Here is a 23248-nt window from a genome sequence, read left to right as displayed (position 1 = left end):
CGTCAACGCCTTCCGCCGGTGAACTCCTCGTATGCCGCGAGGACTTCGCCGGTCGGCCCGTCCATCCGGAGCTCCCCCCGTTCGAGCCACAGCACCCGGTCGCACGTATCCCGGATGGACTTGTTGTTGTGGCTGACCAGGAACACCGTGCCCGCGTGCTTGCGCAACTCACGGATCCGAGTCTCGGAGCGCTTCTGGAAGGAGCGGTCGCCGGTCGCGAGCGCCTCATCGATCATCAGCACGTCGTGGTCCTTGGCGGCGGCGATGGAAAACCGCAGGCGGGCAGCCATGCCGGAGGAGTACGTCCGCATGGGCAGCGTGATGAAGTCGCCCTTCTCATTGATGCCGGAGAACTCGACGATCTCCTGGTAGCGCTCGCGGACCTGCTCGCGGCTCATGCCCATGGCGAGCCCGCCGAGGTGGACGTTGCGCTCGCCGGTCAGATCGTTCATCAGGGCCGCGTTCACACCGAGGAGGGAGGGCTGGCCGTGCGTGAAGATACGGCCGCTCTCCACGGGCAGCAGCCCCGCGACCGCCTTGAGCAGGGTCGACTTGCCGGACCCGTTCGTGCCGATCAGGCCGATGGCCTCGCCCTTGTACGCGGTGAAGGACACGCTCTTCACGGCGTGCACCTTGCGTACGCCCGCCGCCTGCTCGGCCTTCCTGCCGCGCACGATGCGGTTGAGCGCGGCGGTCGCGGAGCCGCGGCCGGCGCCGGTGCCGTTGACCCGGTAGACGATGTCGACGCGGTCGGCGATGACGGTGGGGATCTTCTCGTTGTGCTCAGCGCGCTCAGTGCGCTTTGGGTTCTCTGCTTGCTCAGCCACGTCCGTACGTCTCCTCGGCCTTCCAGAAGTAGATGAAGCCGCCGACGCCCGCGAGCAGCGCCCAGCCGATCGCGAGCGGCCACGCGTGGTGCGGCAACTGGCTCGCGTGGAAGCTGTCGATCAGTGCGAACCGCATGAGGTCGATGTAGACCGTGGCCGGATTGCACTCCAGCGCGAGCAGTACGACGTGCGGCATGTCCTGGTGAGCGCTGAGCACCCTGTCGATGCTCCACATCACACCCGAGACGTACATCCAGGTCCGCAGCACGAACGGCATCAGCTGCGCGATGTCCGGCGTCTTCGCCCCCAGCCGCGCCATGATCATCGCCACGCCCGCGTTGAACACGAACTGAAGTGCCAGAGCCGGGACCGCCAACAGCCACGACGCCGCGACCGGCACCCCGAAGCAGAGCAGGATCACGACCAGCGCCGCCATCGAGAACAGCAACTGCTGAAGCTGTTGCAGCGCGTACGACACCGGCAGCGCGGCTCGCGGGAAGTGCAGCGCCCTGACCAGGCCGAGGCTGCCGGAGATCGCCCGCGTGCCCGCCATGATCGAACTCTGCGTGAACGTCCACACGAACACGCCCGTGACCAGGAACGGGACATAGTCCGGTACACCGTGCTTGGTGCCCATCAGGACGCCGAAGATGAAGTAGTAGACCGCCGCGTTCAGCAACGGCGTCGCCACCTGCCAGACCTGCCCGAGCTTCGCCTGGCTGTACTGCGCGGTGAGCCTGGCCGTCGCGAACGCCGTGATGAAGTGCCGCCGCGCCCACAGCTCGCGGACGTACGCGGGCAGCGAGGGGCGGGCGCCGCTGACCGTCAGGCCGTAGCGGGCGGCGAGTGCCGCGGGGTCGTCGTCGGGCGGGGCGTCGGGGTGGGTCGGCGCCGGAGGCGCTGTGTCGAGGACCTGACTCACATCGGCATCCTTTGGCGTTTACGTCGGGACGGGACCGTATCGTCGCAACGTGAGCGTAGGCCGATTCGACGTCGGAACGCAACCGTTTCGTCGTAACGCCCCTATGCTGTGCGGCATGACGACGAACCCCGACGGGAAAGCCGACGAAGCCGCCCAGAGCCCCCAGCAGCCACGCCGAAGGGCTCCCGCCGGGGCGGCCGTACTCCGCGAGGATGTGACGGAAGCCATCCGGTCGGCCGTCTTCGAGGAACTCGCGGCCGTCGGCTACGCCCGGATGTCCATAGAGGGGATCGCGCGCCGCGCGGGCGTCGGCAAGACGGCGGTCTACCGCCGGTGGCGTTCCAAGCTGCACCTGGTGCTCGACCTGGTGTCGGCGATCGCCGTACAGGGACTGCCGGCACCCGACACCGGCACCCTGGAGGGAGACCTGCGGCTGCTGTACGAGGTCACGTCCCGCGCCCTGCGCCACCCCGTCGCCTCGCAGGTCATCCCCGACCTCCAGGCGGAGGCGGCCCGCAACCCGGACATCGCCCAGGCCATGCAGAAGGCCCTGCGGGAAGGGCAGGAGGGCGTCGCGAACGGCATCGTGGTGGCGGCCGAGCGACGCGGCGAGGTCCGTATGGGCATCGACGACGAGATGGCCCTCGACCTGATCTCCGGACCGCTGTACTGGCGCTCGGTGGTGATCCGCGACCCGAAACTCCCAAAGGGATACCTGGAGAAACTGGCGCGGGCCACGGCGGCGGCGCTCAAGGCGTTGTAAGGGCGTTGTAAGGGGTGGGTGAAGCCGTCTCTTACGGGCCTCTTACGGGCCTCAGGCTCGGTGAATCCGGGCCCTCGCCCCGGCGAATCCGCGTGCCGTACGGCCGATCAGCCCCCGCAGCGACCGGATCGTTGTCATCGGCGACTCACTTTCGGGGCCTCCGGGGGCGCATACTGGTTACACGATGACGAAGCCTTCCGCGCCCCGGCGCCATCTGCCCACCAGTCCCTTCAAAGCTCCGGTTGCCCCGGTCGCCAAGCACTTCGAGCTGGGCGACCGAGTGTCGCACGACCAGTTCGGCCTGGGCACGATCGTCGGCGTCGAGGACGGCGTCGCGATGCTCGTCGACTTCGGCGCCCGCCAGGCCCGAATCGTCAGCCCCTACACCCGCATGGACAAGCTCTGACGGATCCCGTCGGAAACGCTCGCCAACGCTCGCCGCGGACTGGGACCGCCGTCCCGCCCGCGGCGAACGTGTCTCTGCGCCCGCGGCTGCAGAGCCAGTTGCTCGGCCGGCCCCACGGCACGGGCAGCTCGTCTGCACGAGGCGGAGCGGATCTCTCAGGCGGAAGTGATCCAGCCTCAGACGGCGGTCGGGTGGCGCCGGGTAGTGCAGCCGGCGCAGGCACCCGGCATCGTCGCGGAACGGGGCGACGTACTCGAGCGTGTAGGTCACGTCGTGCAGGCGTGGTGCCGGGCGACCGAAGTCCCAGTCGATGATTCCCACCGGCTGATTCCCCCAGGGAGCGGCTGTCATGTTGATGTCGTCCAGCGGGGTGCGGTCTGGGCCCATGCCTTGTCCCAGTCGGCCAGGCGTCGCCGGTCCAGTGCGCGGGCGGCCGCGGCGTAGGTGAGCGCTCCGGCAAGGAGCACTCCTACACCGGCTACTCCGGCCGAGCCGAGGGTACGGCTGCGGATCTGCTTGGCGGTCCAGGGCGGGTCGGTGATTTTTCCGCTGTCGGTGGTCCACACCTGGACAGTGCTCTTGGCGGGCAGGCCGGGCCGTACTTCGGTCGTGGCAGTTCGGGAGTGTCCGGTGGGGTCGGTGAAGCGGACCTTGACCGGGTAACGGGTGTGCCGGTCTTCCTGCGATCCGGGTTCGGGGTGGCGGGGGGCGTCATGGAGCAGGACGGCCGGGGTGCGGTGTCGTGACTGGGCCTGTTCGTCGGCGGTCTGCTGCAGGGAGCGGTGCACGGTGGTGCCCACCAGCACCATGGCCGGCGGGGCGGCAGTCAGCACGGCCAGGGTCAGGGCAAGCCCGATCCATGCCTGCACCAGGTCGGTGGGGCGGCGCAGGGGGTTGCGCCGCCATCGCCACAGTCTGGTGGGGCGCAGGGCAGGGGGCGGCTGGGCCTGCGGTATCTCGTCGGTCACGTCGCCTCTCTCCTTCGATGCCGAAGAGGCCGGTGCCTGCTGACGCAGCGGACGGAGCGGTCAGGGGTGGCTCGGCCACGTGGCTGCTACTGCGGTGGCGGGCGGCCGGTGAAGTGGGTGACGGAAGGGTGTCCGCGGGCGGACTGCAGGATTTTCGCGGCGCCGCGCAGGGCGGCGGTGTGCGGGGCGGGCAGTGGCCGCACCGGCACGTGCAGGTCTTGCGCGAGCTGGTGGGCGAAGCGGGGGCGCAGGGCGCCGCCACCGGCCAGGAGGACGCCGCATTGGACAGCGTCGAGGGTCTGCGTGGTGTGGTCCTGTCGGAGCATGTCGGTCACCGTGCCGGTCACCGCGTCGGCGATGGTGCGGTGGGTGGTCGTCCGGTCCAGGTCGTCGGTGCCCAGGGCGGTGCGGTGGGCGTCGACGACCGACCCGTCGTCGAGCAGGAAGACTTCGGTGAGGTGGGCGCCGATGTCCACGATGAGCAGAGGGCGGCTCATGTCCGCGTCGGCGCCCAGTGCCACCGCTGTGGCGGTGGGGACGGTCAAAACGGTGCGGGGTCGTAGGACTTCCAGTGCGGCGCGCGCTGCCTTGCGGTAGGCGATGCCGCCCAGCACGGGCGTGGTCAGGGCGATCAGGGGCCGGGTGTGGCGGGGAATGCGGGGGCCCAGAAGACGCTGCAGCATCCGGGCGGTGCCCTCGGGGTCGACGATGGTGCCGCGCTGGATGGGGTGGGAGCCCGTGGCGCCCTCGAAGGTGATGGTGGGGACGTCGAGGATGATCCCGCGGCCGGGCACCCAGGCGCGGGTGCGGGAGCTTCCCAGGTCGAGGGCGATCCCGGGACACCGCCGGCACACCGGCCAGGTGGTGGGGCCATCGACGGGTGCGAAGTACACGGACATACCCGTCACCGTCCTGCTTCTCGGAGCTGGTGGCAGCGGCCGCAGTAGCGGGCTTGCGGCACGATCTTCAGGCGTGCCAGGGCGATGGGCTGGGCGCACAGGTGGCACCTGCCGTAGCGGCCCTGGTCCATCCGCTGAAGTGCCGCTTCCACATCGGAAAGGACCATGCGGGCGGAGGCGGCGAGCTTGACGTGGACCTCGATCTGCGAGGCCGCCTGCCGCCCGCGTATCCGCTCGGCCCGCGTCTGGGACGGCGCTGCGATCTGCCGCAGCTGCTCCTCGCGGAACAGGCGCTGCTCATGCAGGCTCTCGTGGAGCCCGGCGAGATCCTCGGGGCGCAGGCCCGCGTTGTCGGCGCCGATGACCTGGTTGTTCACTTCCTCATGCCTCCACACAGGGGAAAAGGAACTCGCTCCACATACCGCCGGCTGCGATCAGGTGGTTCGGCGCTGGCATCCGACGCAGCAGCGCGCGTACGGCAGGATCTCCAGTCGTTCGACAGGGATGGGCTGGGCACAGTCCTGGCAGATTCCGTACGTGCTGTCCTCGATGCGCTGGAAGGCGGCGTCGATTTCTTTCAGCACGCGCTGCAAGGCGTCCTTCTGTACGGCCATGAGGTGGTCGTTCGTCTCGGGTCCGGCCTCTTCGATCGCGGTGAGCTGGACGAGCCGCGAGGCGCGCTCATGCTCAAGACGCTGTCGGGCCTCATGCGCCGTCAGACGTTCAGGGCCGGATTCGCGGCGGGCGGCGGTGTCGAGTGGCATGGAAAGCAGTCCCTTCGAACGGGGTGGTGACCATGGACCAGTCCGAGGCATCACGGAGGCCACGGTGGGCTGCGTGCCGCAGCTGTCTGCGGCCGTACTGGTGGGGCGGCCGTCTGGTTCATGTCTCCACCCTGGTCCGCCGGGTCAGGGGAAGCCATCGGCCACAGCACCCATCTGCAGAGGGCTCGGTGATGCAGGCGCCAGGGGAGATGGGTGTTGTACCCCATCGACACGCTTGTCGCGCCGCAGGCAGGCTGGCCCTGGGCGGCGAGCAAGCCTGGTGATGCGCGGAGGGGAACCCATGCCCGCCTGACGGATAGTGGTGACGGGGCGTATTCCGAGGGAGGCTCAACGGGTTGTGTCGTTGTTCTGGCGGATCTTCGGGCTCAACGCCGTGGTGCTCGGTACGGCCACGGCGCTGCTGCTGTGGGCACCGGTGACCGTCTCGGTGCCGGTGCTGCTGACCGAGGCGGTGATCCTGGTCGGCGGACTGATCGTCATGCTGGTGGCCAACGCCGCCCTGCTGCGTATCGGGCTGGCTCCGCTGGACCGCCTCACGAGGCTGATGACCAGGGTGGACCTGCTGCGCCCGGGCCAGCGCCTGCCGGTGACCGGCCACGGCGGGGTGGCCGAGCTGATCCGCACCTTCAACGCCATGCTCGACCGGCTGGAGGCCGAACGCGCCACGAGCAGCGCCCGCGCTCTGTCCGCCCAGGAATCCGAGCGGCAGCGCATCGCCCAGGAACTCCACGACGAGGTCGGGCAGAGCCTCACCGCGGTCCTGCTGGGACTCAAGCGAGCGGCCGACCAGGCCCCCGAGCCCCTGCGCGTCGAACTGCAGCAGGTGCAGGAGACCACCCGCGAAAGCCTGGACGAAGTACGCCGGCTCGCACGCAGGCTGCGCCCCGGCGTCCTGGAGGACCTGGGCCTGATCAGCGCGCTGACGGCACTGACCAACGACTTCGCCACCCACACCGGCCTGAAGATCACACGCCACTTCGCCGCTGACCTGCCGCCTCTGGACCCGCAGACCGAGCTGGTGCTCTACCGGGTGGCGCAGGAGGCGCTGACCAACGTCGCCCGCCACGCCGAAGCCGAACGCATCGAGCTGAGGCTGCGGCGAACCGCCGGTGCCGTGATGCTGGGCATCAGTGACGACGGCCGAGGCATCGGTATCGCCCGGGAAGGCGCCGGGATCCGCGGTATGCGCGAACGCGCCCTGCTCATCGGCGCCACGCTCGAGATCGACACCGGCACCACCGGTGGCACGCACGTGTCCCTGTCCGCACCCACCGCCAAGAAACCCGTGCCTACCGCAGAGGAAGAGGACGCCGATCATGGCTGACCAGGCCCCGATCCGGATCTTGCTCGCTGATGACCATGCCCTGGTCCGCCGCGGGGTGCGGCTCATCCTCGACGGTGAACCAGACCTTGAGGTCGTCGCCGAGGCCGGCGACGGCGCGGAAGCCATCGCCCTGGCCCGCACGCACGAAGTGGACCTGGCCGTGCTGGATGTCGCCATGCCACGCATGACGGGACTGCAGGCCGCACGGGAACTGTCGTCCCGCCAACCGCAGCTGCGGATCCTGATGCTGACGATGTACGACAACGAGCAGTACTTCTTCGAAGCGCTCAAAGCCGGAGCCTGCGGCTACGTCCTGAAGTCGGTGGCCGACCGTGATCTGGTCGCCGCGTGCCGGGCGGCCATGCGCGGCGAGCCGTTCCTCTACCCGGGAGCGGTCACCGCACTCATCCGCAACTACCTCGACCGTGTCCGGCGTGGCGAGGAGGTCCCGGACCGTGTGCTGACCGCCCGGGAGGAGGAGGTCCTCAAACTCGTCGCCGAGGGCCATTCCTCCAAGGAGATCGCGGAGACGCTGTTCATCAGTGTCAAGACCGTGCAGCGCCATCGGGCGAATCTGCTGCACAAGCTCGGTCTGCGCGACCGCCTGGAGTTGACCCGCTATGCCATCCGGGCCGGCCTGATCGAACCCTGAACCGCCCGCACCTCGCGAAACCCTGCCCCCGGTCACGCGCCGGATCGAGGTACGACGACCAGAGCCCGAGAAGGAGGCGGCGGTATGGCCCAGCCCCGTCGCGCCGCCACCCCATGCGGCTGTCCAGGCCGCGCAGACGTCGGCAGGCGGCTGCCCGTACTGGTCGCCCTCCTCGGCCTTCTGGCCATTCTCGGCACCGCCGCCCCCGCCTCTCCCAGCGGCGTGACGACTTCGATCCCCGCGGTGGCCCAGGGAAGCGGCGGCAGTATCACCCCGCACACCGACGACACGTGCACCACGACCTGGGGTGCCCCGGCGCGAGTATTCCGGGACACCACCGCTGAGCGGCACGCTCCGCCGACCGGGGGCACACCCGTTCCACGATGCCCCGTGCTGCCGCGCCCCGAGCCGGGGGCGCTGCCGGCGCCCGCGTCCGAGGCGGCCGGACCTCCTGAGCACACCGTGTGGCACACCGGGCGGGCGCCACCGTCTCCAGCCGGCCCCTGACATTTCCCCTTGTCTTCTTCCGCGCCGCCCGGGGCGGCCGCGGTATGCCTGCTGGAGGCACTCTTGACGCGCGCCACGCGTGTACGGGCGTTCTTCGCCCTCACTGTTCTCGCCCTGTCGCTCTACATCGCCGCAGCCGTACCGGTCCGCCTCGGCCTCGACCTGCGCGGCGGAACCCAGATCGTGCTGGAAACCCATGACTCGCCGACCGCCGAGGCGGACTCGGCGGCAACCGATCGCACCCTGGAGGTACTACGCCGCCGCGTCGACGCACTCGGCGTCGCCGAGCCGGCCATCGCCCGTTCCGGGGACAACCGGATCATCGTCGAACTGCCCGGTGTGCAGGACCCGCGCGAGGCCGCCGACGTCCTGGGCCGTACCGCCCAGCTCACCTTCCACCCCGTGCTCGGCATCGCCGAACCCGGACAGGCACCGCCCGAGCGGCCAAAGGAACACCTCCGGCCCGACGAATCCGGACAGCGGCTGCGCCTGGGGGCCTCCGCGTTGACGGGAGCCGACGTCGACGGCGCCGAAGCACGGATCGACCAGCAGGGCGTGGGCGGCTGGTTCGTCAGCGTCGACTTCAAAGACGCGGGCGCGGACGGCTGGGCGGATCTGACCGGTGCGGCAGCATGCGCCCCGGCCGGCGATCCCACGCGCCGCGTCGCCATCGTGCTGGACGACAAGGTCATCTCCTCCCCGCAGGTCGACCCCTCGGTCGCCTGCCGCACCGGCATCACCGGCGGCAGCACCCAGATCACCGGATCCTTCAGCCAGTCAGAGGCCCGGGAACTGGCCCTGCTCATCAACGGCGGTGCACTTCCGGTGCCGGTCGAGACCGTCGAACAGCGCACCGTCGGCCCCACGCTGGGAGCCCAGGCCATCCGGGCCAGCGCGCAGGCCGCCGTCATCGGCACCGTGCTGACCTCCCTGTTCCTCATCGCCGTCTACCGGCTCATGGGCACGCTGGCCGTCCTGGCACTGGCCTGCTACGGACTGATTTCCTACGCCGCCCTCGCCGCCCTGGGTGCCACGTTGACCCTGCCCGGGCTCGCCGGGTTCGTCCTCGCCATCGGCATGGCGGTCGACGCCAACGTCCTCGTCTTCGAACGCGCCCGCGAGGAATACGCCACCCGCCGCCGCAAGAGCCTGCGCTCCGCCCTGACGGCCGGTTTCCGCAACGCCTTCAGTGCCATCGCCGACTCCAACATCACCACCCTCATCGCCGCCGGGCTGCTGTTCTTCCTCGCCTCCGGCCCCGTGCGCGGTTTCGGCGTCACCCTGGGCATCGGCGTCCTCGCCTCCATGCTCAGCGCCCTGGTGGTCACCCGCGTCCTCGCCGACTTCGCCGTCACCCGCCGCGCTGTACGACGACACCCCCGCCTCACCGGCATCGCCAGCACCGGCACGGTCCGCGACTGGCTCTCCCGCCGCAACCCGGACCTGATGCGCCACCGGCGCCGCTGGCTGGCCCTGTCCGCCGCGGCCCTCGTCCTGGCCACCTCCGGGATCGCGGTGCGCGGGCTGAACTTCGGCGTTGAGTTCACCGGCGGCCGGCTCATCGAGTACTCCACCACCGCCCCCGTGTCCGCCGACCGCGCCCGGGATGCCCTGGCCGACGCGGGCTTCCCTCGCGCCGTCGTCCAGACCTCCGGGGAAGGCGCCCTGACCGTGCGCACCGACGAGCTCTCGAACACCGAGGAGGCCCGGATCACCGAGACGATCGACGACCTCGCCGGCACCGCGGAGAAAACACGGGACGAACTGATCGGGCCCAGCCTGGGCGCAGAGCTGCGCCGCGGCGCCGTCATCGCCCTCGCTGTGGCTCTCGCCGCCCAGCTGCTCTACCTCGCCGTCCGCTTCCGCTGGACGTTCGCCGCCGCGGCGGTCGCCGCCATGGCACACGACGCGCTCATCCTCATCGGCGTTTTCGCCTGGCTGGGCAAGCCCATCGACGGGGTGTTCCTGGCCGCCCTGCTCACCGTCATCGGCTACTCGGTCAACGACTCCGTCGTCGTCTTCGACCGCATCAGGGAACTGTGGCCGGGCAGGAAGACCGCGGCCGCGCCGCGCAAGACACCCTTCGCACACGTCACCAACACCGCGATCCTTCAGACGGTCCCGCGCACCATCAACACCGGCATGGGCGCGGCGTTCATCCTGTCCGCGCTCGCCCTGCTGGGCGGTGACTCCCTGACCGACTTCGCCCTCGCCCTGCTCATCGGCATCGTCGTCGGCACCTACTCCTCGATGTTCACCGCAGCACCGCTCGCCGTCGAACTCCACTCCCGCAGCACTCCGCCACCAGGGCGCCTTCCGCCGAGCGGACCTCAGAGCGCAGAGACGCCCTGATGCAGCGCATGCGCGGCGTCATGCTCCGCCCTGGGGAATGAGGCCACCGGCGGCAGTTGACGCGTTTCGTCACCGACGCAGGCTTCTCCGAGGTCAGTTGGAAGAAGCCTGCAAGCAGCGGCTTTTCCTGACCTGTTTTCATCGCGAGGTGAGGCAGCCGGACTTGAGGGTTGAGAGGAGGGCGCGCAGGGAGGTGGGGCTGGTGGTGAGGAAGGCTGTTGGGTGCTCGCTTTCGCGGAGGCGTATCGCAGTGTCGGCGGTGGCGAGTTCGACGCAGTCCTCGCCCGAACCGCCGCCCGAGAACGAGGACTTCTGCCAGGTGAGAGGAGTGGACAAGGGGGCGCCTTTCAGATAGAACCCAAGCTGGTGCGCTGGTACCAACTGGCCTCCGTACAGACAGTCCATCCGGCGCTCGGGGTGAGCCCGGCTGGTCGGCTGATCCCGCGTCCGTGAACCGGTCGGCCGTGGCTGGGCCGGCCGCGTCAGGTGGCGCCGAGTCCGGTGATCAGGGACTGGGTCACCATGTCGGCTCCCTGGGCGGGGGACAGCTCCGGCATCTCGTGTGCGGCAATGTTGGTGAGGTGGACGAGTAGGGAGCGGGCCCAGCGGTCAGGAAGGCCGGGCCGGATGACACCCTCGCGGACCGCGCGGTCCATGAAGGCGTCGAGTTGCTCGAGCAGTCGCTGGAGGCGGGCGGCCATCGCTTCGTCGTGCACCTGTTGGACGTCCACGGGCCACCGCCTGCTGACGGTGATGATGCCCTCCGCGTACCGGTGCAGTGCCACCGCCGCGGGGGCCTCGGTCAGCCGTGCCTGGGCGACGACCTTCTCGCAGGCGTCGAGCTTGGCCGCGTAGACGGCGGTCATCAGTGTCTCGCGGGTCTTGAAGCGGCGGTAGACGGTACGTCGGTCGAGGCCCGCTGCCGCTGCGATCGCCGCGATGCTCGTGCTCGGGTCGTGTGCCAGCAGACGTGCTCCGGTCTGCAGGACCGCGTCCAGGTTGCGTGCCGCGTCAGCTCTCATCGTGACCGAAGCATACGCAAGAGTGAGGCTGATCACCCAGTTGATGGCACATGTATATTGCAAATCGCCAATCAAATGTCACATAGTTGTGGCTCTTCGTTGGTTCGGCGTGCCTGTCGTCAGGTCATCTCACCCCAGGAGTCATACGTGAGCCCGGTCCACATGTCCGAGAAGTTAAAGGAAGTCCTCGACTCCAGAGTCTTCGTCACTGTGGCGACCCTGCAGCCCGACGGCAGTCCGCACCAGTCCGTGGTCTGGGTAGGCAGGCAGGGAGACAACCTGCTCTTCGTGACCGGCGTGGACAAGGTCAAAGTGCGCAATCTGCGGCGCGACCCTCGGCTCAGCGTGACAGTCAACCCGCCGGACGATCCCTACGGATACGCGGTGATCAGCGGCACCGCCCGATTCGAAAGCGTGGGCGCCCGCGAACGCATGGACGAACTGGCGGTCAAGTACACCGGCAAGACCTACGCCGAACACAACCCGCAGTCGTACGCCACGCTCCCGGAACTGGTCACCATCCACGTCACCCCGGAAAAGATCGCGGCCCGGTTCCTGTGAGTCGCCGCAACGACGAAGGAGCAGGGCGATGAAGACCCACGTCATCACCGGCGGCACGGACGGAATCGGCAAGGCCGTCGCCCACCACTACCTGGACAGAGGACACGAGGTAGTGGTCGTCGGACGCAACGCGGAGAAGGGCAAGGCATGGCTGGACGCCGCGCGGCAACGAGGTGCGGCCGAGCGAGCACACTTCGTGAATGCCGACCTCAGCCTGATAGCCGAGACCAGAGCAGCGGCTGACAGCGTCCGGTCGTCTTTTGCGAGGGTTGACACCCTGGTGCTGTGCGCCCGGCATTTCCGGACCACCCGCCTGGTCACGGCCGAAGGCTTCGAGAACACCTTCGCGCACTTCTACCTGAGCCGATTCGTGCTGAGCCATGGGCTGGTGGACCTGCTCGAAGCCGCCGACACCCCAGTCATCCTCAATGTCGCGGGCCCCGGCGGCCAGGCTCAAATCCATTGGGAAGACCTGCAACTAGCCCGGGAGTACGACGGGCAACGGGCGCTCATGCAAGGCGGTCGGCTCAATGACCTGCTCGGCGTCGACTTCGCGGACCGTCGACCGGACACCAACGTGCGGTATGTGTTGCTCAACCCAGGAACGGTCAACACCAGCTTCTCGGGGCAGTACGCCTCGGACATCATGACGCACATCGAGGTCATCCGCCGGTCCGCCCAGTCGGTCGAGGAGGCCATGACGCCGATCCTCAAAGTGCTGGACGATCCGCCCACCGCACCGCTCAGCGCCTTTGTGCAGGGCGAGCCGCTCAGTCCACACGGGCCCGGGTTCACCGTCGAGGAAGCACGGCGGCTGCACCAGCACACCCAGAAGTTGTTGGCTGCTTCAGCAGCAAGGACGGCGAGAGGCTGAGACAGCAGACCTCAGCTCCTCCACACTTGCTGATCCTCCGGTCGGCCTTCCGAGTGTCACTCTCGTCCACTGGGCGAAGCGAAGTTACCTGTCGATTCACGGGACTGCGGACAGAGCCGTTTCCAAGAATCCGCATCACTGGTTCGAACTCGGTGCGCCTGGCCCATCCGGCTGGGGCGAGAAGGGGTCGAGGGATGAGTACACACTTGAAAGAGGATGACGGAGGGCCGACGATGAACACCCACGAAGCGGGCGCCTACGAGACGCCTGATGACCTTCTCGCCGAATTCTTCGACGACCCCGCCGACCGCGAGGAGGTCAAGCGGGAAGCTGAGTGCTTGGCCGCAGCAGAACGCAGCGCTGGCAGCCCTCAGAGGGCCGTTCACCTGGTCGGGGACGGGCTTTCGTCGTAGGCGGGGATCTGGGACTGGATGTTGAAGGTGATCGACCCGGCGTTCTCGAACCGCATGGTGAACTTCATGAAGTCGCCGCCCCTGATGATCTCGCGCACGTCCCGCAGCACCAGATGGGTCTTGCCCGGCTCCAGCTCCACGAGCTGGTTCGCGGGGAGGTCCACCCCGTCGGGCAGCGACTTGCTGTCGGAGTCGACGATGTCCACCGAGGCCGCGTTCGGGGTGCTGACGCCCACGAGCTTGTCGGCCTCGCCGGCCTTGTTGTGCGGGGTGGGTTGAGTCCTACGGGGTGAGTATTTCTTCCGGGTTCGTTCAAGCGCCGCTCGTTTGAGCGCCTAAAGGGCATTCTGGCCCTGTGTGTTCACGCTTTTCCCGATAGGGGGCATGGGGCTGCGATGCGCGTACGTCATGGGGTGCGCGTCCGCGTGGGATTGTCCCGACGATCGCAGCGGCGGGCGGACCCGCTCCGACAAAGGTCACTTTTGCTGGTGCCAGCGGCAGTCCGCCCTCCGCGACGTCCCTCTACCGCGGTCGCATCAGGTCGAGGTCCGCGCCCCATGCATCCAGCACCGCCCCGTGTCCGGCCCGCCGGGCCGCTGCCTCGACGTGAGCGAAGAGGTGCCGTTGCAGGGGGACGTCGCCTGTCCCTGAGATGCGGCTCGCAGCACCGAGCAGCATGTCGGTGTCCCAGTCGGGCAGCGGGTATCGGGCGAGTTCCCACTCCAGGTACTTGTTGTAGGGGCGGGGACGACGGTCGAGAGCGAAGAGCAGTTCCAGCAGAAATCGAATGCTGTCGGCGGCGTCCAGGCGGGCGGCGAGTGAATGGCCGTCGCGGTCGTTCTTGACGGAGCGGTAGAGGGAGTTGGCATAGGCGTCGAGCCAGTCACGGGAGTCCCGGAAGGCTTCATCTGCGTCGAGATGTGCCTTGTCGGCCAGGAGTTGGGCGATGGCTCCGTCGAGCCGGTCGAGTACCACCTGGGCGCGGGCAAGGGCGTAGCGCTCGAAGCCGGGCATTCCGGCCGTGCGGAACTCGCTGAGAGGGACGATGACGAGGTCGAGTTCGGGGGTGCGGTGGCCTGTGAATCGGGTGAGATCCGTTGCCGCGTCATCGGCGAGGATGACGTACAGGTCGTGGTCGGAGTGCTTGGTGGTCAGGCCTTCGTGGGCCTGGGAACCTTTGAGGACGAGGCCCACGACGGCGGAATCAGCGAGGGCGAGTTCGACGAACGCGTCGTAGGCGAGGGGCTGCTGAGCAGTCACTGTGTGATCTCCGGTGGGATGGTGACGGGTATGCCTGCCGGGGCGGCCCCGCTGTCGGAGGCGCCCCGCACCGTCCGCGGCGACACTTGGCCGCCGCCCGGAAGATCAACGCACATGTGGACCCTATCGCCAGGCCGACCAAGAGGCATCGAATTCAGGCGGATTCAGGGATGCCGGTGGCTTCGCCGGGGTCCCAGCCGCAGCATCCGCACATCTCGCCGCCGACACCGGGCGACGGGAAGCGTGCCGAGAAGCCCCCTCGGGCCCGAACTCGAAGGGCGCCCCCAGAGCTTCCCCTACGGCGGATCCGAGTACGGCGCCGAGGGCGCGTGACGTGCGGTCGATCGGCATCAGCCGTGCTCTGATTTCCCGAGCACGTCAGGCTTCCCCAGAGGGCCCAGCATGGGCATCCCAGACACCAGTTGTGGCTGTCTCCTGGACGTACTCCGCGAAGTCGCGGGGCGGGCGGCCGAGAATGCGCTCGACGGTGTCGGTCACCTGGGCCCTGCGGCCGTCGAAGACCTCGGCCATCAGGTCGGCCAGTTGCGTCGCGTACTCGGGCGGCACGCCTCGTCCGGTCAGGGATGAGATGAACTGGTCGGGCGTGACCGGCAGATAGCGAATCTCTCTGCGGGTCGCCCTCGCTATCTCGCCGACGGCATCGGCGAAGGTGAGCAGTCGTGGTCCGGTCACGTCGTGGATCTGGCCGGCGTGGCCGTTCTCGGTCAGGGCCGCGACGGCGACATCCGCGATGTCCTCCGCGTCGGTGAACGGTTCCGCGACGTCGCCCGCCGGAAGGGCGACCACACCGGCCCGGACCAGTTCTACGAGGAACGCCTCGCTGAAGTTCTGCGTGATGAACCCCGCCCGCACGATGGTCCACTCCGCACCCGAGTCCCGCACCGCCTGTTCGCACCGCTCGGCTTCGTCGGCACCGCGGTCGGCAAGCAGGACGAGGCGCCGGACGCCGCGGGCCACTGCCAGGTTTGCGAAGGAACCCACGGTTCTGGCCGCGCCGGGGAACGCCGCGTCAGGGTAGAAGGCCACATACGCCGCGTCCATGCCTCGTAGCGCGGGTTCCCACGTGGTGTCGTCCTGCCAGTCGAAAGGCGGATCGGCGCGCCGTGAGCCAATCCGTACCGGCACGTCACGCGCTTCGAGCCCGGACACGACGCGGCGTCCGGTCTTGCCTGTCCCCGCGAGGACCAACGTTGTTGGCGCAGTCGCTGTCATGATCCACAGTCCACCGGATCGTCGGGCTAGGGGCCACGGTCGAGGCTAACAAGCACCGGCGCGCGGCCCGTAAGGGCCCATAACCCTGACAGCGCGTGCCGATCTAGCCGCGCCGTGCCCCCGGATGCAGCCGTACCCACCCCTCCCAAGCCGACGTGATCATGTCGGTGACGTCGTACCTCGCCTTCCAGCCCAGCTCGTCGGCGATGCGCGCAGCCGACGCCACGACGCGGGGCGGGTCCCCTGGGCGGCGGGGCGTGACGACCGGGGGCAGGTCGTAGCCCGTGAGGTCGTTGATCAGGTCGATCATCTCGCGGACCGAAACGCCTTCTCCGCGGCCGATGTTGAGGGTCAGGTCCGTGCCGGGGGACGCGGCCAGGCGGCGGGCCGCCGTCACGTGGGCCTCGGCCAGGTCGACGACGTGGATGTAGTCGCGTACGCAGGTGCCGTCCGGTGTCGGGTAGTCGTCGCCGAAGATCCGCGGCGGCGCGCCCTCCGTCAGCTTTTCGAAGACCATCGGGACGATGTTGAAGACGCCGACGTCGGCCAGCTCCGGTGTCGCCGCGCCCGCCACGTTGAAGTAGCGCAGGGAGGCCGTCGACAGGCCGTGTGCGCGGCCCGTGGCGCGGGTCAGCCACTCGCCCGCCAGCTTGGTCTCGCCGTACGGGTTCATGGGGACGCAGGACGTCTCCTCGGTCACCAGGTCGACGTCCGGCATGCCGTACACCGCCGCGGAGGACGAGAACACGAAGGAGGGCACTCCCACCTCGGTCACGGCGGACAGGAGTACGCGCAGCCCCTCGACGTTCTCGCGGTAGTAGTGCAGCGGCAGCTCCATCGACTCGCCGACCTGCTTCTTCGCCGCCAGGTGGACGACACCGGTGACGGCGTGGTCGGTGAGGGTGCGGGTCACGCGATCCGCGTCCAGGGTCGAGCCGACGACCAGCGGCACGCCTTCGGGGACGCGCTCGGCGATCCCGGTGGACAAGTCGTCGTACACCACGGTCTGTTCACCCGCCTCGGTCATCGCGCGGACCACATGTGCCCCGATGTAGCCGGCGCCGCCGGTGATCAGCCAGGTCATGTACGGCCGTCCCCTCGTCTGTCGGTAGTGGTTCGGATACGTACGTCCATGGTCGCGTGTCAGTGAAGCAGGCGCAGCAGCCGGCGGCGCAGCACGGCGGCCATTCCCCGCCAACCGGGCGCCAGCCGCAACGCCAGCGAGCCCGAGTGAGTCGCGTACGGCTGGACGAGCACCACGCCGTGCCGCCCGCTCAACACCGCCGTACGGCGCAGCAGTCCGGGCCCCGCGACCGCGTGCCCGGTGGTGTCGCGGCCCGAGCCGTCGTGGAACCGCACCCGCAGCCGCAGATCCCAGGTGCCGGAGCCGAGCGCGGAGAGGTCGACCGGCACCTCGGCCCACCAGGAGTCGACCGAGGAGCCGACCCCCGAGACCGAGGAGTGGACCCCTGATTCGAGCCCGGAGCCGTCCTCGCAGTCGTCGGGCAGCAACGGCGCCGTGAGACGAAGCCCCACCCGCCCGTCCTGCCGGTGCGTGAACTCGACGTCCACGCCCGCCGGCCCCGCCTCCGCCATCCGCCCGTACAGCTCATGCAGACGCAGCCGAAGCCGGGTGGCACGCGCGCGTGGCCGCAGTTCCGCGTCGACGGCAACAGGGAGGTGACGTACAGGCCGGAACAACAGGTGTTCCAGGGACACTTGGGGCAGGTCGGCGGACCACACCGGCGTACCGTCCGCGGCCCGCGCATACAGCGGCGCCAGCCGGGCCGGACGCGACGCGAGCTCCCTGACGCGGTTCAGGTCGCGCGGCTCCTCGGAGGCCATGACGACCTGCGCGACGACCCGCCCGGGCGCGGGGGCCACCGCGAAGTCACCCTCGTCGAACGTCGCGAGATACGCGCGCGTGAGCGCCCACCACTCGCGCCGGTACCCGGTACCGCGCAGACCGAGCTCGCGCGCGTACATCCGCAGGCTGTGGTCCAGGAACGCGGCGCGCGCCGCCCGTGCGAGCCGCTTCTCACCGGCGGCGAGGAGGATGTCGTACGCCATGCCGTGGGCCGTGAGCCTGGACCGCCAGTTGTCCGCGTCCGCCCGGTCGAGCGAGATCGACAGCCGCTCGGCGGACCGGCGCACCTGCCAGACATACACCGTGTCGGGGACCAGCGCGAGGCGCGGCCCGGCGGCGAGCACGCGCGCGGTGAACACGAAATCCTCGTACGGGAAGCGCCCCTCGGGGAAGCGGATGCCGTGCTCGCGCAGGAAGTCGGTGCGGTACAGCTTGTTGACGCAGAGCGTGTCGTGGACCAGGCGGGTGCGGAGCGAGGGGTGGGGGACGAGGACGGGTTTCGCGTACAGCTCGGGCCGCCAGGGGACCTCTCGCCCGGACGGCAGTTCGCGGCGTACGCACAGGCCGGCTGCGACCTCCGTGCCGCGCCCGACGGCGGCGGCGAGCAGTGCGTCCACCGCGCCGGGCGGCAGTACGTCGTCGCTGTCCAGGAACATCACGTACGGGGCCGTCGCGGCGTCGATCCCGTCGTTGCGGGGGCTGCCGCAGCCGCCGCTGTTGACCTTGCGGCGTACGACCTTCAGGCGCGGTTCGCCGCGCGCGAGCCGGTCGAGGAGGTCCGGGCTGCCGTCCGTCGAACCGTCGTCGACGGCTATCACCTCGCGGACGGCCGGGCCCTGCGCGAGGGCGGAGCGCACCGCGTCCGCCACATGGGCGGCGTCGTCGTACCCGATGACGACGACGCAGACCTGCGGCGGGTGAGGGTGTGTGGCTCGCATGGCGTGCCTGGCTTCCACAGGACGAAACGGAGGCTTTGTGAATAATTCTCCGCTATGAGGTGCTTGATGTCCCGTGGGGAGAGATAGCAGTAGTGAGCGCAAGCTCCCTCAGAAGCAGCGTCTCAAGTGGTCAGCCGCTCTCCAGATCCGCCTCGTCCAGCGCCGCCGTGAGCTTGTCGAGCCGAGCCCGCAGGTCGCGGATCTCGTCCAGGTCGAAGCCCGTCGCGGCGGCGATCCGTCGCGGTACGGCCAGCGCCCGCTCGCGCAGCGCGCGGCCCTCGTCCGTGGGCCGGACGACCACCGACCGCTCGTCGAGGACACTGCGCTCACGCCGTACGAGACCGGTCGCCTCCAGTCGCTTGAGCAGCGGCGACAGCGTCCCTGAGTCGAGCCGCAGGTGCTCGCCCAGCTTCTTCACGGGCAGTTCGCCGTGCTCCCACAGCACGAGCATGACCAGGTACTGGGGGTAGGTGAGCCCCAGGTCCTTCAGGACGACCCGGTACACGCCGCCGAAGGCGCGCGAGGCGGCGTTCAGGGAGAAGCAGATCTGCTGGTCGAGGCGGAGGAAGTCCTCGGCGGCGCGCAGGGGCTCGGTGTCGGCGTCCGTGCCGGCGGGATCCGGGGTTCGGGTCGGAGTGGTCATGCCTCCAGGATAACGCGAGTGCGTCACTGGATTGTGCACAACTGAATTGTGTGCTCTACTTGTGGTCGTGAGGCGGTCACCTCCCAAGGCCCGCCGATACGACCTTGAACTTGATGTTGATCCACATGATGAGAGGGACGGTTCCCATGGACGCGCTCTACACCGCTGTCGCCACCGCCACCCACGGTCGTGAGGGCCGCGCCTTCACCAACGACGGCCGCCTCGACCTCGAGCTGGGCATTCCGACGGAGATGGGCGGCAACGGTCAGGGCACGAACCCGGAGCAGCTGTTCGCCGCGGGCTACTCCGCCTGCTTCGCCAGCGCCCTCGGTCTCGTCGGCCGCCAGGCGAAGGTCGACGTCAGCGACGCGGCGGTGACCGCCGAGGTCGGCATCGGCAAGGAGGGTGAGGGCTTCGGCCTCGCGGTCACGCTGCGCGTGGAGCTTCCCGAGTCCGTCGACGCCGAGACCGGCCGCAAGCTGGTCGAGCAGGCCCACCAGGTCTGCCCGTACTCCAACGCCACCCGCGGCAACATCCCGGTCGAGCTCGTCGTCGAGTAACCCTGGTCGAACACGCGACCCTGGCCAAACACGGCTCGGCGCCCGGCCCGCACTCAACGCGGGCCGGGCGCCCGGGGTTTCAAACGCCGACGGTTTGCCCCACCGGGAAGCCTCAGCCCTTACGGGCCTTGACCAGCGCCCTCGTGACGATCGGCGGCAGCAGATCCTTGGCGATCCGCCTGGCCCGGCTCGGCCGCCGCTTGGCGGGGCCGACGTTGGCGGGCCGCGTGGCGGCGGCGCGCGGGGCGGGCGCGGGCTTCGGCGCCTCGACGACCGGCTCCGGCTCCTCGGCCGCGTACTTGGACGCCGGCTGCTTCGGCTCGGTCGCCTTCTGGCCGGTTATCCGGATCAGCCCGTACCCGGCGACCTGCTGCACCTCGTGCCACATGTCGTCACGGCCCGCCAGCCACTCCAGCAGCGCGTCGCGCAGCGGCTCGGGGTCACCCCAGGTGCCGTAGAACTTGGTGCCCGTGATGCAGATGGGGCGCAGGTCGAACGTGGGGATCGCGCCCCAGGTGGCCGCGGCGACGCCCGGGCAGTGCTCGGCGCGGAAGTCGTCGAGCACGACCACGCCGTCGGGCAGCAGTATGTCGCGCACCGCGGCGATGTCCGCGTTCACGTGCTCGTACAGGTGCGAGGCGTCGATGTGCGCGAAGCGGCAGCTCTTGTCCTCGACGCGGTCGGCGACCACCTGGCTCGGCGCCTGGATGATCTCGGGCAACTCCTCGTGGAACGCGAGGTAGTTGGCCTCGAAGGCCCGCCGGGTCAGCGTCGAGTAGGACTTGTTCATCTCCTTGCTGTTGGCCGCGTCCTCGGCGGGGGAGTCGAAGAGGTCGCACACCGTGAACTTGTCCTCGTCACGCAGGTAGGAGGCCATGAAGATGGCGCTCTTTCCCATGTAGGCGCCGAGCTCCAGCAGATTGCCGGTCTGCTGGCTGTCGAGCTGCCGGGACAGGAACCAGTCGAACAGCTGCTGATCGACGGCACGGAACCAGCCCTTGACGTCCGACAGGGTCTTGGGACGGGGCAGCTCGGTGGTGCTGGAGGTCATGTGTACTCCGTACAGCGGGGTCTATGGAATTTCTGTGTGTTGGAGGATGGGATCCGAGGGCTTCAGGGGCTGTCAACGACGGGAATGGAAACTCCGGGTGTCGAAACAGTTGCCCGTGGTGAGGCGGTCGGATAATCCCCGGTTCGGGCGGAATCGAGCACCCAAGGAATGCCATCCTCCGCAGACGGCACCGGATGGCGCTCGTCGAGCGGCAGCACGGCCGGCAGCCCGGCGGTCTCACCGAGCACGACCCGGCGTACGACACGTTCGGCGGCCCGCCCGTCGTCGTACGGGCAGAAGCGCTTCCGGAACGCGTCCCGCAGCTGCGCGGAGCGCGAGCCGTGCCAGTGGCCGGTCGCGAAGATGTCGATCAGTTCGTCCTCGCTGCGCGCGACGACTCCCGGCGGGAAGGTGCGCAGATCGAAGTAGGTGCCGCGTGCCGCCTCGTACGCCGCCCAGTCGTCCGCGTGGATCACGATCGGCCGGTCGAGATTCGCGTAGTCGAACATCAGGGAGGAGAAGTCGGTGATCAGCGCGTCCGAGGCCAGGCACAGGGACTCGATGCTCGGATGCTCCGACACATCGATCAGCCGGCCGCCGCTGCGGGTCAGCGGCTGCCCGTACGAGGGATGCGCGCGGGTCAACAGTACGTAGCGCGGGCCGAGTTGGCGTAGGACGCGTTCCAGGTCGAGCATGGTGCGCTGGGAGTGGCGGTAGTCGCGGTGCGTCGGCGCGTACAGGATCGCGACCGCGTTCTCGGGGATGCCGAGCGTCTCGCGCAGCCGGGCCACGTCCGCCGAAGTCGCCCGCTGGAACACGTCGTTGCGGGGCTGGCCGTACTCGAGCGTCGTATAGCCGGAGGGGAAGACGCGCTCCCAGACGAGCGTGGTGTGGCGGTTGCCGGACAGGCAGTAGTCCCACTGGTCGACGCCGCGCAGCAGTTCGGCGAAGTCCGTGCCGCGGGCCGCCGCCGGGCGGTCCTGGAGATCCAGGCCCATGCGCTTGAGCGGGGTGCCGGCCTGCGTCTGGACCAGGATCTGCCCCGGTCGCTTGACCAGCTTGCGGTCGAAGTCGGTGTTGTTGACGAGGTACTTGGAGCGGGCGAGCGCTGTCCAGTACGCGGCCGTGTCCGGGGTCAGTTTGCGGGTCGAGGTCGGGACGGTGTGGTGGTGCTCGGGCGCCGCGATCCACGCGGTGCGGATGTCCGGCGCGTACGTCCGGAACGCGTCCTCCAGCGCCGCCGGGTTGCAGCCGTAACCGCGTCCGTTCCCGTTGGAGAACACGGCGCGGTCGGCCCGTACGGGAAGCCGGAGCTGGACGCGGTAGTGCAGCCGCAGCGCCACGGCCCGTACACCACGGAATGCCGCCGTGGCGCCTTCCGTCACCTGCCTCTTCAGCCGCGCCGCCGCGCACAGCGTGCGATACGTGCGGTGGCTGCCCAGGCGGATGAGCACGTGCCGCAGCCAGTTGCGGGCCGGGAGGCGGGCGCCCGGCACGCGATAGCGGGCGTAGTGGGCGCGGGCCCGGCGCAGGAACTCGGGACGGGAGTCGCGCGGCAGCCGGTCGCGTCCGAGGAACACGGCCGAGAGGTGGTCGACCATGCGGCGGAACAGGACGGGGCGCCAGTGCGCCAGTTCCGGGTGCGCGTCGAGGTGGGCGAAGGCACGGTCGTACTGGTCGAAGATGTCGAAGTGGCCCCGGCCGGTGGTCGTGCCGGGTGCGCTGGGCATGCTCCCCTGGCGTCGCTGGCGGTAGTGGACACAGACGCGGTCGAGCGTCGCGATGGTCTCGGAGGCCATCAGAACCGAGTACGTCCAGGGGGTGTCCTCGTAGTGGCCGGGAGGGAACGTGAAGCCCTCCCGCTCGATGAACTCCCGGCGGTACGCCTTGTTCCCCACCACCATGAGGACCTTGAGCAGCCCCGGCCGGTCGTCGAGCCGGAACGGCGCCGGGCCCCGCTCGGTGAGCTGCGCGGACTGGACGCTGCGCAGTGTTTCGCCCGTCCAGAAGGTGCGCGCGTGGTCGTACACCAGGACGTCCGGGTCCTCGGTCTCCTTCAGCCGGTCGGCGATGGCGATCAGCGCGTGCGGGGTGAGGCTGTCCTTGCCGTCCAGGAAGACCAGGTAGTCGCCCTTCGCCCGCTCCAGACCGGCGTTGCGGGCCGGGCCGGGGCCCACGTGCTCGTCGAGGTGCACGGGCCGTACGCGAGGGTCGCGGGCGGCGAACTCGTCGATGATCGAGCCGCAGGCGTCCGGCGAGCAGTCGTCGACGGCGATCAACTCGAGGTCCGGGAAGGACTGTTCGAGGACGGACGTCAGGCAGGCGTGCAGGTAGGCCTGCACTTTGTACGCGGGGACGATGACACTGAACCGGGGCACGTCACATCCAGGGGTCGGCGCGGCAGACTGCCCGGAAACGGCC

General features: G+C 69.4%; 24 protein-coding genes and 2 pseudogenes. 9 read left to right on the top strand and 17 right to left on the bottom strand.

The window, feature by feature from the left end; genetic code table 11:
* Positions 1-2: 2 nt before the first annotated feature.
* Both OP79_RS36590 and OP79_RS36585 read right to left on the bottom strand, forming a co-directional pair.
* Positions 3-827: an ABC transporter ATP-binding protein gene (locus OP79_RS36590; RefSeq protein WP_051745187.1), complete on the bottom strand. Its 825-nt coding sequence runs from the start codon at positions 825-827 to the stop codon at positions 3-5.
* Entirely contained in the window at positions 820-1749 is a 930-nt protein-coding gene (locus OP79_RS36585; protein ID WP_033326542.1) for an ABC transporter permease, read from the bottom strand. The genes OP79_RS36590 and OP79_RS36585 overlap by 8 nt, the downstream gene beginning before the upstream one ends.
* Before the next feature lie 115 nt (positions 1750-1864).
* On the opposite strand from OP79_RS36585, the gene OP79_RS36580 reads away from it, so the two are divergent.
* Entirely contained in the window at positions 1865-2512 is a 648-nt protein-coding gene (locus tag OP79_RS36580; protein ID WP_245685575.1) for a TetR/AcrR family transcriptional regulator, read from the top strand.
* A gap of 184 nt (positions 2513-2696) precedes the next feature.
* Complete coding sequence (locus OP79_RS36575) at positions 2697-2918, top strand: hypothetical protein (protein ID WP_033326538.1); 222 nt, start codon at positions 2697-2699, stop codon at positions 2916-2918.
* A 347-nt stretch (positions 2919-3265) separates the two neighbouring features.
* Here the strand turns inward: OP79_RS36575 and OP79_RS36570 are convergent, their stop codons facing one another.
* From OP79_RS36570 to OP79_RS36555, 4 genes are all read right to left on the bottom strand, one after another.
* On the bottom strand, positions 3266-3886 hold the full coding sequence (locus OP79_RS36570) for an Rv1733c family protein (protein WP_051745186.1): 621 nt from the start codon (positions 3884-3886) through the stop codon (positions 3266-3268).
* An 86-nt stretch (positions 3887-3972) separates the two neighbouring features.
* The gene (locus OP79_RS36565) at positions 3973-4785 is read right to left on the bottom strand and encodes a rod shape-determining protein (RefSeq protein ID WP_051745185.1); all 813 of its coding nucleotides are present in this window, start codon (positions 4783-4785) and stop codon (positions 3973-3975) included.
* A 5-nt stretch (positions 4786-4790) separates the two neighbouring features.
* Positions 4791-5162 carry a TraR/DksA family transcriptional regulator gene (locus OP79_RS36560; protein WP_033326536.1) on the bottom strand — a complete coding sequence of 124 codons (372 nt, stop codon included), beginning with the start codon at positions 5160-5162 and terminating at the stop codon, positions 4791-4793.
* A gap of 57 nt (positions 5163-5219) precedes the next feature.
* Entirely contained in the window at positions 5220-5549 is a 330-nt protein-coding gene (locus OP79_RS36555) for a TraR/DksA family transcriptional regulator (RefSeq protein WP_033326533.1), read from the bottom strand.
* Positions 5550-5907: 358 nt separating this feature from the next.
* Here OP79_RS36555 and OP79_RS36550 point away from each other — a divergent pair, with 358 nt between their 5' ends.
* The 4 genes from OP79_RS36550 (at position 5908) to secD (ending at position 10405) form a co-directional block, all read left to right on the top strand.
* Positions 5908-6894 carry a HAMP domain-containing sensor histidine kinase gene (locus OP79_RS36550; protein WP_033326531.1) on the top strand — a complete coding sequence of 329 codons (987 nt, stop codon included), beginning with the start codon at positions 5908-5910 and terminating at the stop codon, positions 6892-6894.
* Positions 6887-7546, top strand: a complete 660-nt coding sequence (locus tag OP79_RS36545; RefSeq protein WP_033326529.1) for a response regulator — start codon at positions 6887-6889, stop codon at positions 7544-7546. The genes OP79_RS36550 and OP79_RS36545 overlap by 8 nt, the downstream gene beginning before the upstream one ends.
* Before the next feature lie 84 nt (positions 7547-7630).
* Positions 7631-8053: a hypothetical protein gene (locus tag OP79_RS55515; protein ID WP_157857417.1), complete on the top strand. Its 423-nt coding sequence runs from the start codon at positions 7631-7633 to the stop codon at positions 8051-8053.
* 63 nt (positions 8054-8116) lie between these two features.
* Positions 8117-10405 (top strand): protein translocase subunit SecD, encoded by a 2289-nt coding sequence (gene secD / locus OP79_RS36540; protein WP_033326528.1) that lies wholly within the window; start codon positions 8117-8119, stop codon positions 10403-10405.
* Between the two features lie 138 nt (positions 10406-10543).
* On the opposite strand, the gene OP79_RS36535 is transcribed toward secD, so the two are convergent.
* Positions 10544-10741: a DUF397 domain-containing protein gene (locus OP79_RS36535; RefSeq protein ID WP_245685574.1), complete on the bottom strand. Its 198-nt coding sequence runs from the start codon at positions 10739-10741 to the stop codon at positions 10544-10546.
* Between the two features lie 146 nt (positions 10742-10887).
* Entirely contained in the window at positions 10888-11427 is a 540-nt protein-coding gene (locus tag OP79_RS36530) for a TetR/AcrR family transcriptional regulator (RefSeq protein WP_033326590.1), read from the bottom strand.
* A gap of 162 nt (positions 11428-11589) precedes the next feature.
* Here OP79_RS36530 and OP79_RS36525 point away from each other — a divergent pair, with 162 nt between their 5' ends.
* Both OP79_RS36525 and OP79_RS36520 read left to right on the top strand, forming a co-directional pair.
* A complete protein-coding gene (locus OP79_RS36525; protein WP_033326588.1) occupies positions 11590-11988 on the top strand; it encodes a PPOX class F420-dependent oxidoreductase in 399 nt (132 codons plus the stop codon).
* Positions 11989-12016: 28 nt separating this feature from the next.
* Entirely contained in the window at positions 12017-12862 is an 846-nt protein-coding gene (locus tag OP79_RS36520; RefSeq protein ID WP_033326526.1) for an SDR family NAD(P)-dependent oxidoreductase, read from the top strand.
* 382 nt (positions 12863-13244) lie between these two features.
* On the opposite strand, the pseudogene OP79_RS36510 reads toward OP79_RS36520, so the two are convergent.
* The 7 genes and pseudogenes from OP79_RS36510 to OP79_RS36485 all read right to left on the bottom strand — a co-directional run.
* Positions 13245-13529, bottom strand: a pseudogene (locus OP79_RS36510) (copper chaperone PCu(A)C domain-containing protein); the annotation flags it as partial.
* Positions 13530-13797: 268 nt separating this feature from the next.
* Positions 13798-14535: a hypothetical protein gene (locus OP79_RS36505; RefSeq protein WP_033326522.1), complete on the bottom strand. Its 738-nt coding sequence runs from the start codon at positions 14533-14535 to the stop codon at positions 13798-13800.
* Between the two features lie 175 nt (positions 14536-14710).
* Positions 14711-14886, bottom strand: a pseudogene (locus OP79_RS57380) (ADP-ribosylglycohydrolase family protein); the annotation flags it as partial.
* A gap of 27 nt (positions 14887-14913) precedes the next feature.
* On the bottom strand, positions 14914-15768 hold the full coding sequence (locus OP79_RS36500) for an NAD(P)H-binding protein (RefSeq protein ID WP_033326520.1): 855 nt from the start codon (positions 15766-15768) through the stop codon (positions 14914-14916).
* 103 nt (positions 15769-15871) lie between these two features.
* Complete coding sequence (galE, locus tag OP79_RS36495) at positions 15872-16852, bottom strand: UDP-glucose 4-epimerase GalE (RefSeq protein ID WP_033326518.1); 981 nt, start codon at positions 16850-16852, stop codon at positions 15872-15874.
* 59 nt (positions 16853-16911) lie between these two features.
* Entirely contained in the window at positions 16912-18573 is a 1662-nt protein-coding gene (locus tag OP79_RS36490; RefSeq protein ID WP_033326516.1) for a glycosyltransferase family 2 protein, read from the bottom strand.
* Between the two features lie 130 nt (positions 18574-18703).
* Complete coding sequence (locus OP79_RS36485) at positions 18704-19216, bottom strand: MarR family winged helix-turn-helix transcriptional regulator (RefSeq protein WP_033326514.1); 513 nt, start codon at positions 19214-19216, stop codon at positions 18704-18706.
* A 146-nt stretch (positions 19217-19362) separates the two neighbouring features.
* Here OP79_RS36485 and OP79_RS36480 point away from each other — a divergent pair, with 146 nt between their 5' ends.
* Positions 19363-19776, top strand: coding sequence for an organic hydroperoxide resistance protein (locus tag OP79_RS36480; RefSeq protein ID WP_033326512.1), 414 nt, complete (start codon positions 19363-19365; stop codon positions 19774-19776).
* A 112-nt stretch (positions 19777-19888) separates the two neighbouring features.
* Here OP79_RS36480 and OP79_RS36475 read toward each other — a convergent pair whose 3' ends face one another.
* Positions 19889-20827, bottom strand: coding sequence for a class I SAM-dependent methyltransferase (locus OP79_RS36475; RefSeq protein WP_033326510.1), 939 nt, complete (start codon positions 20825-20827; stop codon positions 19889-19891).
* A 62-nt stretch (positions 20828-20889) separates the two neighbouring features.
* Entirely contained in the window at positions 20890-23205 is a 2316-nt protein-coding gene (locus OP79_RS36470) for a bifunctional glycosyltransferase/CDP-glycerol:glycerophosphate glycerophosphotransferase (RefSeq protein WP_078492229.1), read from the bottom strand.
* Between the last annotated feature and the right edge of the window lie 43 nt (positions 23206-23248).

It is taken from the genome of Streptomyces yerevanensis (genome assembly GCF_000716805.1).
Lineage (GTDB): Bacteria > Actinomycetota > Actinomycetes > Streptomycetales > Streptomycetaceae > Streptomyces > Streptomyces flaveus.
This window is presented reverse-complemented; position numbering and strand designations above follow the sequence as displayed.